8 protein-coding genes are annotated in these 14,609 nt (G+C 65.1%); 4 read left to right on the top strand and 4 right to left on the bottom strand.

Going from position 1 to position 14,609, the window contains the following annotated elements; all coding sequences use genetic code 11:
- Positions 1–804: a type I methionyl aminopeptidase gene (gene map / locus O3301_RS08570; RefSeq protein ID WP_099666967.1), complete on the bottom strand. Its 804-nt coding sequence runs from the start codon at positions 802–804 to the stop codon at positions 1–3.
- A gap of 14 nt (positions 805–818) precedes the next feature.
- On the bottom strand, positions 819–1,415 hold the full coding sequence (locus tag O3301_RS08565; RefSeq protein ID WP_305056129.1) for a TetR/AcrR family transcriptional regulator: 597 nt from the start codon (positions 1,413–1,415) through the stop codon (positions 819–821).
- Positions 1,416–1,538: 123 nt separating this feature from the next.
- Between O3301_RS08565 and O3301_RS08560 the strand changes: the two genes are divergently transcribed.
- Entirely contained in the window at positions 1,539–3,053 is a 1,515-nt protein-coding gene (locus tag O3301_RS08560; protein ID WP_251350403.1) for an AMP nucleosidase, read from the top strand.
- A 44-nt stretch (positions 3,054–3,097) separates the two neighbouring features.
- Here O3301_RS08560 and O3301_RS08555 read toward each other — a convergent pair whose 3' ends face one another.
- Together O3301_RS08555 and O3301_RS08550 are read right to left on the bottom strand one after the other, a co-directional pair.
- A complete protein-coding gene (locus tag O3301_RS08555) occupies positions 3,098–3,568 on the bottom strand; it encodes a DUF1854 domain-containing protein (protein ID WP_099666965.1) in 471 nt (156 codons plus the stop codon).
- A gap of 2 nt (positions 3,569–3,570) precedes the next feature.
- Complete coding sequence (locus O3301_RS08550) at positions 3,571–5,841, bottom strand: ABC transporter ATP-binding protein (RefSeq protein ID WP_289911065.1); 2,271 nt, start codon at positions 5,839–5,841, stop codon at positions 3,571–3,573.
- A gap of 512 nt (positions 5,842–6,353) precedes the next feature.
- Between O3301_RS08550 and cphA (O3301_RS08545) the strand changes: the two genes are divergently transcribed.
- From cphA (O3301_RS08545) to O3301_RS08535, 3 genes are all read left to right on the top strand, one after another.
- Positions 6,354–8,531: a cyanophycin synthetase gene (gene cphA, locus O3301_RS08545; protein WP_305052849.1), complete on the top strand. Its 2,178-nt coding sequence runs from the start codon at positions 6,354–6,356 to the stop codon at positions 8,529–8,531.
- 77 nt (positions 8,532–8,608) lie between these two features.
- Positions 8,609–11,179, top strand: coding sequence for a cyanophycin synthetase (gene cphA / locus O3301_RS08540; protein WP_305056128.1), 2,571 nt, complete (start codon positions 8,609–8,611; stop codon positions 11,177–11,179).
- 192 nt (positions 11,180–11,371) lie between these two features.
- Positions 11,372–14,518 (top strand): EAL domain-containing protein, encoded by a 3,147-nt coding sequence (locus O3301_RS08535; RefSeq protein WP_305056127.1) that lies wholly within the window; start codon positions 11,372–11,374, stop codon positions 14,516–14,518.
- Positions 14,519–14,609: the final 91 nt, after the last annotated feature.

Genomic DNA, 14,609 nt, shown 5'->3' with positions numbered 1-14,609 from the left:
TTACACCAGCGGGTCGGTCGAGCCGGTCAGGGTGAAAATCTCGAAACCCGTTTCCGTCACGGCCAGCGAGTGCTCGAACTGCGCCGACAGCGAACGGTCTTTCGTCACCGTCGTCCATTTGTCCGGCAAGACCTTGACCTGGTAGCTGCCCACGTTGAGCATCGGTTCGATCGTGAAGATCATGCCCGGTTCGAGCACGATGCCCGTGCCGGCGCGACCATAGTGCAGCACTTGCGGCGTGTCGTGGAAGACCTGGCCCACGCCGTGGCCGCAGAAGTCGCGCACGGAGGAAAAGCCCTGCGCCTTGGCCACCGCCTCGATGGCGGCGCCCACGTCGCCCAGGGTGGCGCCCGGACGCACGGTGTGGATGCCGGCCATCATGGCCTCATACGCCGTGTTGACGAGGCGGTTGGCCAGGATGGAGACGGCGCCCACCTTGAAGGTGCGGCTGGTGTCGCCGAACCAGCCCTGGAACTTCGGCGTCACGTCGATATTGAGGATGTCGCCCACTTTCAGGATCTTGGTCTCGGACGGGATGCCGTGCGTGACCACGTGATTGACGGAGATGCAGCTGGCGTGCTTGTAGCCGTGGTAATCGATGGTGCCGGGGATAGCGCCGGCGGCGCGCATGAATTCTTCGCACAGGGCGTCAAGCTTGGCCGTCGAGACGCCAGGCTTGACGAAGGGCGCGATGTAGTCGAGCGTGTCGGCGGCGATGCGGCCGGCCGCGCGCATGCCGATGAAGCCTTCTTCGTCGTGCAGGGGGATTTTCTTGCCGTGTTCAAGCTGGGTGGAATAGCGCATGGTTTTCTTCTTGGTTAGTGTGTGGTGTGGGCGGCCCAGCCGCGCACGGCGTCGTGCGAGGCGCGCAGCATGGCGTCGACGCTGGCGGGGATCGGCCGCTCCTGGGTCAGGTAAGGCTTGACGACGGCCACGGGGGCGTCGATCAGGACGAATTTGAGCAGCATGTGATCCAGGTCAAGCTCCGTGGTCCCTGGCATGGCTTCGGCGCAGCGGACGAAGCAGGCATCGAGTGCCGCTTGCTCCTCTTCGACGGCGGCCAGCAATTCCTCGCTGAGGCCACTGCTGAAATCGGGGCTGTCCGCGCATTGCAGCAGGAAGCGTGCATACACGGGCTTGCGCCGGCACCAGTCCAGCAAGCCGTGCACACCGGCCCACGTATCGCCGCCGAGCCAGCGGCTGGCCACTTCCTCGCGGAAGTCGCTCTTCACGCGCAGCCAGGCGCGCGCCAGGATGGCGTTGCGCGAATCGAAGCGGTGATACACGGAGCCGATGGGCGCACCGGCCTTCACGGCGATGGCGGCCATCGAGACGGCGCCCACGCCGCACTGGGCGGCGACGGCAATCGCGCTGTCGATGAAGTTGTTTTCGTTGAATTTGGCTAGTCTGACCATTCAAATAGAATACAGATTCTATTTGAATCCGTCAAGCGGCCCCGTTCGCTGAAAAACGCGTCCAACGCGACTTGCCTTGCTGCCTTACAATGGTATGCACGAACCGCTACAAGGAGAATCCGCTTGCTTACGCCCCCCTTCATCGCCTCCTCCCGCTTCGATGATCCACGCCTGGCTTTGGCCCAAGTGCAAGCCATCTACCGCAGCAGCATCGAACACTTGCGCGATGCGCTGCAGCGCTTTGTCGCCGGCGAAGACATGCACGAGCGCGTGCGCGCCTGCTACCCCTTCGTGCGCATCCAGACGGACACCGTGGCGCGCGCCGACTCGCCGCTGGCCTACGGCTTCGTCGCCGGCCCCGGCGTGTTCGAGACCACCCTGACGCGCCCCGACCTGTTCGGCGACTATTACCTCGACCAGTTCACGCTGCTGCTGAAAAACCATAACAGCGGCCAGAAGGTGCACCTGGAAGTGGGCGTGAGTGCCCAGCCCATCCCCGTGCATTTCTCGTTCGCCGAGCATGACCATATCGAAGGCAATATGGATGCGGGCCGCCGCCTGGCCATGCGCGACCTGTTCGACCTGCCCGACCTGTCGGCCATGGACGACGGCATCGCCAACGGCACGCACGAACCGGCGCATGGCGAAGCGCAGCCGCTGTCGCTGTTCACGGGGCCGCGCGTGGATTACTCGCTGCAACGCCTGCGCCACTACAGCGGCACCTCGCCGCAGCATTTCCAGAATTTCGTCCTGTTTACCAATTACCAGTTCTACATCGACGAATTCATCCGCCTGGGCCACGCCCTGATGGACCGCGCGCCCGACGCCGCCGCGCCCTCGGACGACGACGGCTACATCGCCTTCGTCGAACCGGGCAACGTGGTCACGCGCCGGGTGGGACAGACGGTGGAAAGCGAGGATGCGCTGGGTGCCGCCCCGCCGCGCCTGCCGCAGATGCCCGCCTACCACCTGCTGCGCGCGGACGGCAGCGGCATCACCATGGTCAATATCGGCGTGGGACCGGCGAATGCGAAGACAATCACCGACCATATCGCCGTGCTGCGCCCGCACGCCTGGCTGATGCTGGGCCATTGCGCCGGCCTGCGCACCACGCAAAGCCTGGGCGACTACGTGCTGGCGCATGCGTACGTGCGCGAAGACCATGTGCTCGACGAAGACTTGCCGCTGTGGGTACCGATCCCGCCCCTGGCGGAAATCCAGCAGGCGCTGCAAACGGCGGTGGCGGAAATCACCCAGCTGACAGGGCATGATCTGAAACACATCATGCGCACGGGGACCGTGGCCAGCACGGACAACCGCAACTGGGAACTGCTGCCGCAGCGTACGCCGGAGCGCCGTTTCAGCCAGAGCCGCGCCATCGCGCTGGACATGGAAAGCGCGACGATCGCCGCCAACGGCTTCCGCTTCCGCGTCCCGTACGGCACCCTGCTGTGCGTGAGCGACAAGCCGCTGCACGGCGAAATCAAGCTGCCCGGCATGGCCAACCACTTCTACCGCGAACGCGTCGACCAGCACCTGCGCATCGGTATCCGCGCCGTGGAACTGCTGCGCCGCCAGGGCGTGGACCGGCTGCATAGCCGCAAATTGCGCAGCTTTGCGGAAGTGGCCTTCCAATAAAAAAAACGGCGCCTTCAAGGCGCCGTTTTTTATTGTTGCATCGCTTACAGGAAGCGGTCGAGGATCTTGCGCGTCGTCTTGTCGATATTGAACATGTCGCGGATCAAAAAGTGAATGCCGTGGTTGTCGGCGATCAAGAGCGACGCGGCGCCGATGCGGCGGATGTCTTCCTCGCCCTTCAGCACGAACTGCGTCTCGCCCCGGTCCGTGTCGACGTACCAGGTGCACGGCGTGGCGAAACTGGAGACGCTTTTCACGCGCGCGATTTCAGGCATGAATTCGCGCCCTTCCAGCTCTTCCTGCAGCAGGCTGCGCGCCGGCTCGGGCAAGGTGTCGACATGGTCGATCCACGCCACTTCCTTGCCATTGCCCAGCACCAGCGAAATGCCTTCGTCGGGCGACTGGATGGGAAAGGCGCGCACGGGCGCCACGCCTTCAAAGACCTGGCCGTCCGCGTCCGTCATCACCAGCTTGCCGAAGGTGTCGCGGTGTAATGTAAAAGTTGTACTGGCCATGCTTATTCCTTGTCATCCAGGGCGAGTTCATTGTTGCGCGCCTGTGCTTCGTAGAGGCGGAAATAGGCGCCCTCTTTCGCCATCAATTCATCGTGGCTGCCCACTTCGACGACCTGGCCGCGGTCCAGCACCACCAGGCGGTCGGCGCGGTGCAGGGTCGACAGCCTGTGCGCGATGGCGATCGTCGTGCGGCCCTGCACCAGGTTGTCCAGCGCCTTCTGGATTTCTTTTTCCGTTTCCGAGTCCACCGACGACGTGGCTTCATCCATGATCAGGATGCGCGGGTCGATCAGCAGCGCGCGGGCGATCGAGATGCGCTGGCGTTCGCCGCCGGACAGGCCCTGGCCACGCTCGCCCACCATCGAATCGTAGCCCTGCGGCAGGCGCAGGATGAATTCGTGCGCATGCGCGGCGCGCGCGGCGGCGATGATTTCCTGGCGCGTCGCGTGCGGCTTGCCGTAGGCGATATTTTCCGCGATGGTGCCGAAGAACAGGAACGGCTCCTGCAGCACCAGGCCGATATTGCGGCGGTAGTCGGACACGGCGAACGAGCGGATATCGACGCCGTCGAGCAAAATCGCCCCTTCCGACACGTCATAGAAACGGCAGATCAGGTTGACCAGGGTGCTCTTGCCCGAACCGCTGTGGCCGACCAGGCCGATCATCTCGCCCGCCTTGATGTTCAGGGTGATGCCGCGGTTGACGGCGCGGTTGCCGTAACGGAAACCGACTTCGCGCAAGTCGATCCTGCCTTCGATCTTCTCCAGCTTGACCGGTTGCGCCGGCTCCGGCACGCTCGACACGTGGTCGAGGATGTCGAAGATGCGCTTGGCGGCGGACGCCGATTTCTGCGTCACGGAGACGATGCGGCTCATGGAATCGAGGCGGCCATAGAAGCGCGTGCTGTAGGCGATGAAGGCGGTCAGCACGCCGACGGTGATTTCGCCGCGCGACAGCTGCCAGATGCCGAAGCACCAGATGACCAGCAAGCCCATCTCCGTCAGGAAGGACACGGTGGGCGAGAACAGCGACCAGACCTTGTTCAATTTATCGTTGACGGCCAGGTTGTGCGCGTTGGCGTCGCGGAAGCGGGCCGCCTCGCGTTTTTCCTGCGCAAACGCCTTCACCACGCGGATGCCGGGAATCGTATCAGCCAGCACGTTGGTCACTTCGCTCCACACGCGATCGATCTTTTCAAAGCCCGTGCGCAGGCGGTCGCGCACCAGGTGGATCATCCAGGCGATGAAGGGCAATGGCGCCAGGGTCATGATGGCCAGCCACGGGTTCATCGACCACAAAATGACACCGGTCATGATAATCATCAACACGTCGGACGCGAAGTCGAGCAAATGCAGCGACAGGAAGACGCAGATGCGGTCGCTGCCGCTGCCGATACGCGCCATCAGGTCGCCCGTGCGCTTGCCGCCAAAGAATTCCAGCGACAGCTTCATCAGGTGTTCATACGTGGCCGAGCGCAAATCGGCGCCCATGCGTTCGGACACCAGGGCCAGCACATACGTCTTGCCCCAGCCCAACAGCCAGGCCAGCAGGGCCGAACCGAGCAAGCCGCTCATGTAGTACACCACCAGCCACGGGTCGATATGCTTGCCGTTCTGATACGGGATCAGCACATTGTCCATCAGCGGCGCCGTCAGGTAGGGCGGAATCATGTGCGCGGCCGTACTCAGCAGCATCAGCAGGAAGCCCAGGGCCAACTGGCCGCGGTAGGGGTGGGCGAAGCGCCACAGGCGGAACAGGGTCCAGGTGGACGGCGGCGTGTACAGCACCTTGGCGCAGATCGGGCATTCTTCCTGCTCCGGCTCCAGCGGGGCCTTGCAGCTAGGACACACTTCCTGCTCCGCTTCCAGCACGGGCTGGCCCGTCAGGTGGCTGTCGAGGCGCTCGACGAACTGTTCCAGCACGCGGATGGCGTGCAGGTTCTGGCCCAGGGTGAAACGCCACGAAGCCAGGCGGCCGTGGTCGTCGAACAGTTCCAGGTGGCCGACACCGGCGTGGTCATGGTGCGTCAGGCGCAATCCAGGACGGAAAGACCAGCTTTTCCAGGCAGTATCGCCGGGCGAACGGGCCAGTAAACGCTTCTCGGTGACAACAATTATGCCTTTTGTGAAACGTAATCGCGCATCGAGGTCAACCTCAACGCTACTTAAAACGTTCTCCCCTGGAGAAAGGTTGCTCTCGACTTCCGCCAGCCAGTGTTCAGGCAGCGAGGTGAGGGGAATAGTTGTTGCAGGAACACTCAGTTCAGTTGTCATCGTAAAGCATACTCCGGCTCGAGGCCAAGCCCTTCAGGGCGGGATTTGGGGGATGGGGCAGACGCCCGATCAATGTTTGTGTACTGCGCGATGGCGAGGTGGATGCACCAGTGGCAATTTCCTGTATTGTATCGAATGGATGCCTGCCGGTAAGGAATGATGGCAAAACGGCGCAAAAAAATGCGCGGCTGTCGCAGGAAGTGCCAGGCAGGCGCGGCGCTTTTGCAACGCGGCCGCGATACGGGAGCAAGTATACAACAGCCCGCTGTTGCGCAAATGCTCCAGCTTAGCCCAGAGTCGGTATCTTTATAACAAGTATGGCAACAATTAGTAACAATTAGAATGACAACACCAGCAGAATACGAGAAGCAAACGCGACAAGAGGCCTCTAAAAGTGGCACACTGCGCATACCCGGGATAAAGAACCAAGCACGAGCCTGAAAAGACTCTGTAGAGCCAACATAAAGTATCTGGCGCCCAGACGCCTGGCTTGTTATCAAGAAACCACTTACATGATCAAGAAGAAGAACATCGAATTTGCCCGCGTCACCCACTTGCGCGGCCCCAACATCTGGACTTACCGCCCGGTGATTGAAGCCTGGGTCGACATCGGCGAACTGGAAGACTATCCATCCAATACCCTGCCCGGCCTGTACGAACGCCTGGTGGCGTGGCTGCCCGGCATGATCGAGCACCGCTGCGGCGTGGGCGAACGGGGCGGCTTTTTCGAGCGCCTGCGCGAAGGCACGTGGTCGGCCCACATCCTCGAACACGTGGTACTGGAGCTGCAAAACCTGGCAGGCATGCGCACGGGCTTCGGCCAGACGCGCTCGACCAGCCAGCGCGGCGTCTACAAGATGGCCTTCCGCACGCGCGAAGAGCACGTGGGCCGCGCCGCCCTGGCCGCCGCGCGCGAACTGCTGATGGCCGCCATCAACGATGAAGCCTACGACCTGGAAGCGGCCCTGGCGCCCCTGCGCGACATGGTCGATTCGCGCTGCCTGGGCCCGAGCACGGCCAGCATCGTCGATGCCGCCACCGAGCGCCGCATCCCTTCCTTGCGCCTGAACGACGGCAACCTGGTGCAGCTGGGCCACGGCGCCGCGCAGCGCCGCATCTGGACGGCCGAAACGGACCGCACCAGCGCGATTGCCGAAGGCATCGCCAGCGACAAGGATCTCACCAAATTCCTGCTCAAATCGTGCGGCGTGCGCGTGCCCGAGGGCAGCCTGGTGCGCAGCGCCGAAGCGGCCTGGGAAGAAGCACAGGACATCGGCGTGCCCGTCGTCGTCAAGCCGTATGACGGCAACCATGGCCGCGGCGTGTCGCTCAACCTGATGACGGAAGCGGACGTGAAGGCAGCCTACGACCTGGCCGCGCGCAAGGGCGACAGCTCGGCCGTGCTGGTGGAAAGCTTCATCACGGGCGACGAACACCGTCTGCTCGTCGTCGGCAACAAGCTGATCGCAGCCGCCAAGGGCGAATCGCTGTGGGTCGACGGCGACGGCGTCTCCACCGTGCTGGAACTGGTGAACACGCAGATCAATACCGACCCGCGCCGCGGCGAAGGCGAAGATTTCCCATTGGGTACCGTCAAGCCGCACGAATCGGGCGAAATCGTGCTGGAACTGCAGCGCCAAGGCATGACCGCCCTGTCCGTGCCGCAGGCGGGCCAGAAAGTGCTGATCCAGCCGAACGGCAACGTGGCCATCGACGTCACGGACGACGTGCACCCGTCCGTCGTGCATGCGGCCCTGCTGGCCGCCCGCGTCGTGGGCCTGGATATCGCCGGCATCGACCTGGTCACCACCGACATCACGCGTCCGCTGGAAGAGCAGCGCGGCGCCATCATCGAAGTCAATGCCAGCCCCGGCCTGCTGGCGCACATCAAGCCGGGTGTGGGCCAGCCCCGCCCTGTTGGCGCGGCCATCGTCGACCACCTGTTCGCCGCCGAGGAAACGGGCCGCATTCCGCTGATCGGCGTGACGGGCACGCGCGGCGCCAGCCTGATCGTGCGCATGCTGTGCAAGCTGCTCAACCTGTCGGGCCTGCACACGGGCGCCGTCTGCAGCGAAGGCATGTACCTGGACCAGCGCCGCGTCGTCAGCAGCGATTGCGTGAACTGGGACGCGGGCCAGCGCCTGCTGCTCAACCGCACCGTGCAGACGGCCCTGTTCGAAAGCAATCCGCGCATGATCCTGGCCGAAGGCCTGGCCTACGACAAGTGCCAGATCGGCGTCGTCACGGACATGGGCAGCCTCGATAGCGTCAAGGATTTCGACGTGCTGGACGAAGCGGGCCTGTACAAGGCCGTGCGCAGCCAGGTCGACGTGGTGGTGCCGACGGGCGTGGCCGTGCTGAACGCCGCCAACGCGCACGTGCTGGAACTGGCCGAGCTGTGCGACGGCAGCGTGATCCTGTATGCGCAGGACGGCAGCCTGGCCGCCATCGCGGCGCAACTGGCCGCCGGCCAGCGCGCCGTGTTCGTGCGCGGCAACCACATCGTGCTGGCCGAAGGCGGCATCGAAACGGTCTTGCTGTGCCTCGACTTGCTGAAACCGGCCACGGCCGGCAATGTCGACAGCGTGCTGGCCGTGGCGGCGGCCGCCTGGGCCCTGAACCTGCCCGTCGACCTCATTTGCGCGGGATTACGCACCTTCGACGCGGCCCCCGGCTGCATCGGGAACTGACAGCACAGGCAAAGCAGCACTCAAGCCCGGCCATGACGGCCGGGCCCACAAGAACACAACAGGATTACGGTTTAATTATGGAAGTATCTCGCGTACGGGCCTTGCGGGGCCCTAACCTCTGGAGCCACGACACCGCCGTGGAAGCCATTGTTTCCTGCACCACGCAGGAACTCGACATCGCCCAGCTGCCCGGCTTCGAAGCCCGCCTGCGCGCGCTCTTCCCGCAACTGAGCCCGCTGCAACCGCTGGGCAACTACAACGCCGCGCCGATGGCGCAGGTGCTGGAACTGGCGGCGCTGGGCCTGCAGGCGCAAGCCGGCTGCCCCGTCACCTTCAGCCGCACCACGCCGACCCTGGAAACGGGCATCTTCCAGGTCGTCGTCGAATATTCGGAAGAAGCCGTCGGCCGCCTGGCCCTGGAACTGGCGCAGCAGCTGTGCCAGGCCGCCCTGGCCGATGCGCCGTTCGACCTGGCCGGCGCCCTGCACCAGCTGCAGGAACTCGATGAAGACGTGCGCCTGGGCCCCTCGACGGGCGCCATCGTCAACGCCGCCGTGGCCCGCAACATCCCGTTCCGCCGCCTGACCGAAGGCAGCCTGGTGACGTTCGGCTGGGGCAGCAAGCAGCGCAAGATCCAGGCCGCCGAAATGGACGGCACCAGCGCCATCGCGGAAGCCATCGCGCAAGACAAGGAACTGACGAAAAAACTGCTCGATTCTGCCGGCGTGCCGGTGCCGCACGGCCGTGTCGCCATCGACGCGGACGACGCCTGGGCCGCCGCCTGCGAGATCGGCCTGCCCGTCGTCGTCAAGCCGAAGGATGGCAACCAGGGCAAGGGCGTGACCGTCAACGTCACCACGCGCGAACAGCTGACGGCCGGCTTCCTCGCGGCGCAGGAATTCCGCGACGACATCCTCGTCGAACGCTACCTGCCGGGCCACGATTTCCGTTTGCTCGTCATCGGCAACAAGATGGTGGCGGCGGCCCGCCGCGACCCGCCGCAAGTGGTGGGCGACGGCCAGCACACGGTGCGCGAACTGGTCGACCAGGTCAACCTGGACCCGCGCCGCGGCAGCGGCCACGCCACCTCGCTGACGAAAATCCGCTTCGACGACATCGCCCTGGCCAGCCTGGCCAAGCAGGGCTACGTGGCCGAATCCGTGCCGCCCGTGGGCCAGCGCGTGATCTTGCGCAATAACGCCAACCTGTCGACGGGCGGCTCGGCCACCGACGTCACCGTCGACGTGCACCCGGAAGTGGCGGCGCGCGCCGTCGCCGCCGCGCACATGGTGGGCCTGGACATCTGCGGCGTGGACGTCGTCTCCGAAAGCATTTTGAAACCGCTGGAAGAGCAGAACGCCGGCATCGTGGAAGTGAACGCCGCGCCGGGCTTGCGCATGCACCTGGCGCCGTCGTTCGGCAAGCCGCGTCCCGTGGGCGAGGCCATCATCGCCGCCATGTTCGCCGAAGGCGACGATGGCCGCATTCCCGTGGTCGCCGTCACGGGCACCAACGGCAAGACCACCACTGTGCGCCTGATCGCCCACCTGCTGACGGCTTCCGGCCTGCGCACGGGCATGACGAACACGGATGGCGTGTACATCGAAGGACGCCAGATCGACAGCGGCGACTGCAGCGGCCCGCGCAGCGCGCGCAACGTGCTGCTGCACCCGGACGTGGACGCCGCCGTGTTCGAGACGGCGCGCGGCGGCATGCTGCGCGAAGGCCTGGCCTTCGACCGCTGCCAGGTCGCCGTGGTGACGAATATCGGCGCGGGCGACCACCTGGGCCTGAACTACATCACCACCGTGGAAGACCTCGCGGTCCTGAAACGCGTGATCGTGCAGAACGTGTCCGACAGCGGCGTGGCCGTGCTGAACGCCACCGACCCTGCCGTGGCGCGCATGGCCAAGAATTGCAGTGGCACGGTGACCTTCTTCGCCGCCGACAAGACGCATCCCGTGATGGCCACGCACCGCGCGCAAGGCAACCGCGTGGTGTACGTGGAAGACGGCAAGCTGGTCGCGGCGCAAGGCAACGAGCGCCACGAAATCGCCCTGTCGCAAGTGCCGATCACGCGCAACGGCGCCATCGGCTTCCAGGTCGACAACGTCATGGCGTCGCTGGCCGCCGCCTGGGCCGTGGGCCTGGACTGGAAAACCATCGCGCTGGGCCTGAAAACCTTCGCCAATGAAGCCGACAACGCACCGGGCCGCTTCAACGTCTTCGATTATCGTGGAGCCACCCTGATCGCCGACTACGGCCACAATCCGGACGCCATCCTGGCGCTGGTGCAGGCCGTGGAAAGCATGCCGGCCAAGCGCCGCTCGGTGGTCATCAGCGGCGCCGGCGACCGCCGCGACGAAGACATCCGCCAGCAGACGGAAATCCTCGGCGCCGCGTTTGACGACGTGCTGCTGTACCAGGACCAGTGCCAGCGCGGCCGCGCCGACGGCGAAGTGGTGGCATTGCTGCGCCAGGGCCTGGACGGCGCCAAGCGCGCCAGCCATATCGATGAAATCAACGGCGAATTCGTCGCCATCGACAAGGCCCTGGCGCGCCTCGGTGAAGGCGATTTGTGTCTGATCCTGATCGACCAGGTGGAAGAAGCGCTGGCGCACATTGCCAAGCGCGTCGCCGAAGCCTGAGCGCTGTAACAGTGCACACAAGGGCGGCCTGCGGGCCGCCCTTTTTTTATCGTCCGCCGTCTCCCGCCGCGCACCTGCATGGTGCAAAAGTCCCCTTGCAAGCTTGTAAATTCAGGCATGAAAATTGCTCATAAGAAAACATAAATGGGCTGACGAGAAGGTGGGGCACGCATGGTGGGCAGAATCTCGCGCATGATCGGGAAATTGACGGTGGGGCGCAAACTGGCGCTGATCTATTTGCTCGACCTGTCCGCCGTCATCTTCATTTCCGGCATCCTCATCAACGAAAAATACATCGCCATCGATTTCTCGCGCAAGGAGATGGCGGGCAATGACTATATCGCCACGATCCGCGATGCACTGCTGCCCCTGGCGCGCAGCACGGCGCAGCCGGACGCACAGACAGCGGCCGTGGAGCAGGCCGAAAGCCGCTTCGGCGCCGGCATGCGCAGCGCCGAACTGAATGCGCAATTTGCCGCCCTGCTGCGCCAGGCCGACAGCATTTCCGCTGCGCCGGACGACAGCATCGCGCCCTCGCCCGCCTTCGTGGCCGGGCGCGCACTGCTCACGCGCGTGGGCAACCAATCGAACCTGATCCTCGACCCGGACCTGGACAGCTACTACACGATGTCGCTGGTGATCCTGCGCTTCCCCGAACTGCTGGAAGTGATCAACAGCACGCGCGCCCTGGCCCTGCAACTGGCGACGGCCGAAGGCGCGCAGCGCCAGCGCCTGCAGACCCAGTTCCTGATACTGGAGGGACGCATGGACGCCACCATGGCCGGCATCGGCAGCGACTACACGGAGGCGTTCGCGGCCAGCACGCCGCTGCTGCGCCAGCACCTGGATGGCTCGCGCGCGGCCCTGCGGCAAGCCGTGGCGCAGTTACGCGCCAGTACCCAGGCGCTGGCCGGCGCGCAAGCCAACCCCGCAGGCACGCAGGAACTGCTGCGCCGCGATGCGGTGGCCGCCGCGGCCCTGCAGCGTGCCTGGCGCGCGGCGGAAGGCCAATTGCACCGTTTGATCCAGCTGCGCGTGGACGGCTTCTTCACGCGCATGTGGCTGCACCTGGGCACGGCCGTGCTGCTGCTGGTGATGATACTGGGCCTGGTGTTTTTCGTCGCGCGCCAGATCGCCCTGCCCATCCGCCGCCTGGCGCGCGTGGCGCAGGAAGTGCGCGAAACGGGCGACCATAGCCTGCGCGCCATCTGGGACAGCGAGGATGAAACGGGCCGCCTGGTCAGCGCCTTCAATACCATGCTGCAGCAGCTCGACTTCCAGCGCATGGCGCAGCAGGAGCTGGTGGCGCGCGCCAGCGCGGCCGATGCGCAGCGCCAGCTGGTCGACGCCATTCCCATCCCGCTGATGGTCACTTCGATTCCGCATCACCAGGTGCTGCACGCGAACCAGGCCGCGCACGCGTGGCAGGGCGGCCTGGAACTGGACCCGTGGGTGGGCGGCATGCATCCGCAAGCCCGTTCGCGCTTCTTCCAGCGCTTGAGCGACCTGGGCGCCGTCGATGAATTCGAGGTGTGCTGGAGCGGCGGCGGCACGCCCACGTGGGCCTTGATTTCCGCGCGCCTGATCGACTACCAGGGCCAGCGCGCCGTGCTGTCGACCTTCACGCCGATCAACAAGATGAAGCTGATGGAGTCGCGCCTGGAACTGTGGGCCAAGGTATTCGAGGCATCGGCCGAAAGCCTGATCGTGATGGACGCCGGCATGCGCATCATCACCGTCAACCAGGCCTTCCGCCGCCATTCGCTGTACGACATGGTGGAGCTGATCGGCAAGCGCCCGGCCTTCCTGCTCGCGCCGGAGAACCCGCCCGAGCAGCTCGACAGCCTGCGCCAGACCCTGGCGCGGCGCGGTTACTGGCAGGGCGAAATCCGGGTGCAGCGCAAGTCGCTGGAAAGCTATCCCGCCTGGCTGGTGATGAACGCCGTGCGCGACCTCGACGGCGTCACCACGCATTTCATCGCCAGCTCGCTCGACATCAGCGAACGCAAGGCCAGCGAGCGGCAGATCGAGCACATGGCCCACCACGATGCGCTGACGGGACTGGCGAACCGCCACGTGTCGAAAGTGCGCCTGGCGGCCGCCATCGCGCAGGCGCGCCGCAGCGGCGAAAAGGTGGGCGTGCTGTTCGTCGACCTGGACCGCTTCAAGCACGTCAACGACGCGCTGGGCCACCACGTGGGCGACGCGCTGCTGCAATCGGTCTCAAAGCGCCTGCTGCAGCTGGTGCGCGAAGGCGATACCGTCAGCCGCCTGGGCGGCGATGAATTCGTCGTCATCCTCAACGGCGTCGGCGATGCCGCATCCATCGCCGCGCTGCTCGACACGCGGCTGATCCCCGCCATGCGCGAGCCGCACCAGGTGGAAGGCAACGAGCTGTATGTCTCGTGCAGCGTGGGCGTGGCCATCTACCCGGACCACGGCGGCGACATGGATACCCTGATGCGCCACGCCGATGCGGCCATGTACCAGGCCAAGAGCGGCGGGCGCGATCACGCGCGCATGTTCACGCCGCAGATGCAGGAACAGCAGCTGCAGCAGCTGCACCTGGAAAGCGATCTGCGCCACGCCATCGAGCGGCAGGAACTGGTGCTGTACTACCAGCCGCGCATCGATGCGAAAAGCAGCCGCCTGAATGGCGTGGAAAGCCTGATCCGCTGGCTGCACCCGCAGCACGGCCTGATCGCGCCCGACAGCTTCATTCCCGCCGCCGAGGAATCGGGCCTGATCGTCGCCATCGGCGCGTGGGTCATCCGCGAGGCGTGCCGCCAGCAGCTGGCCTGGCGCGAGGCGGGCGCGGGCGACATCGCCGTGTCGATCAACCTGTCGGCCATCCAACTGAAAAGCGGCGGCCTGGTGGCCACCTTGCGCGAGGTGCTGCGCGAGTTTCCCGTCACGCCGGGACAGATCGAATTCGAACTGACGGAATCGATCCTGATGGACAACGTGGACGACACCATCGCCACCCTGCACGCCATCAAGGCGCTGGGTTTCGCGCTGTCGATCGACGATTTCGGCACCGGCTATTCGAGCTTGAACTACCTGTGCCGCTTCCCGCTCGACAAGCTGAAAATCGACATGAGCTTCGTGCAGGACATCCACGGCTCGCCGCAAAACCTGGCGGTGACGAAAACCATCATCGGCCTGGGCCATACCCTGGGCTTGACGGTGACCGCCGAGGGCGTGGAAAGCGCGGCCGATGCCGACGTGCTGCGCCACGCCGGCTGCGATGAATTACAGGGCTACTATTTTGCCCGCCCCATGCCGCAGGCGCACTTCATGGCCTGGCTGGCGCACAGCGCCGCGCCCTGCGCCGCCTGACACCTGCTGTGGAGCGTCCGCAACGCGCCCGCGTGAGGTTCGACAACGCGCGGCGCACCGCCAGGGCGCATGAATGCAGCAGGGATACCGG

The sequence above is a fragment of the Janthinobacterium sp. SUN211 genome (assembly GCF_030587315.1).
GTDB lineage: Bacteria > Pseudomonadota > Gammaproteobacteria > Burkholderiales > Burkholderiaceae_D > Janthinobacterium > Janthinobacterium kumbetense.
The sequence above is the reverse complement of the archived record's forward strand: the minus strand, read 5'-3'. Positions and strand labels throughout refer to the sequence as shown.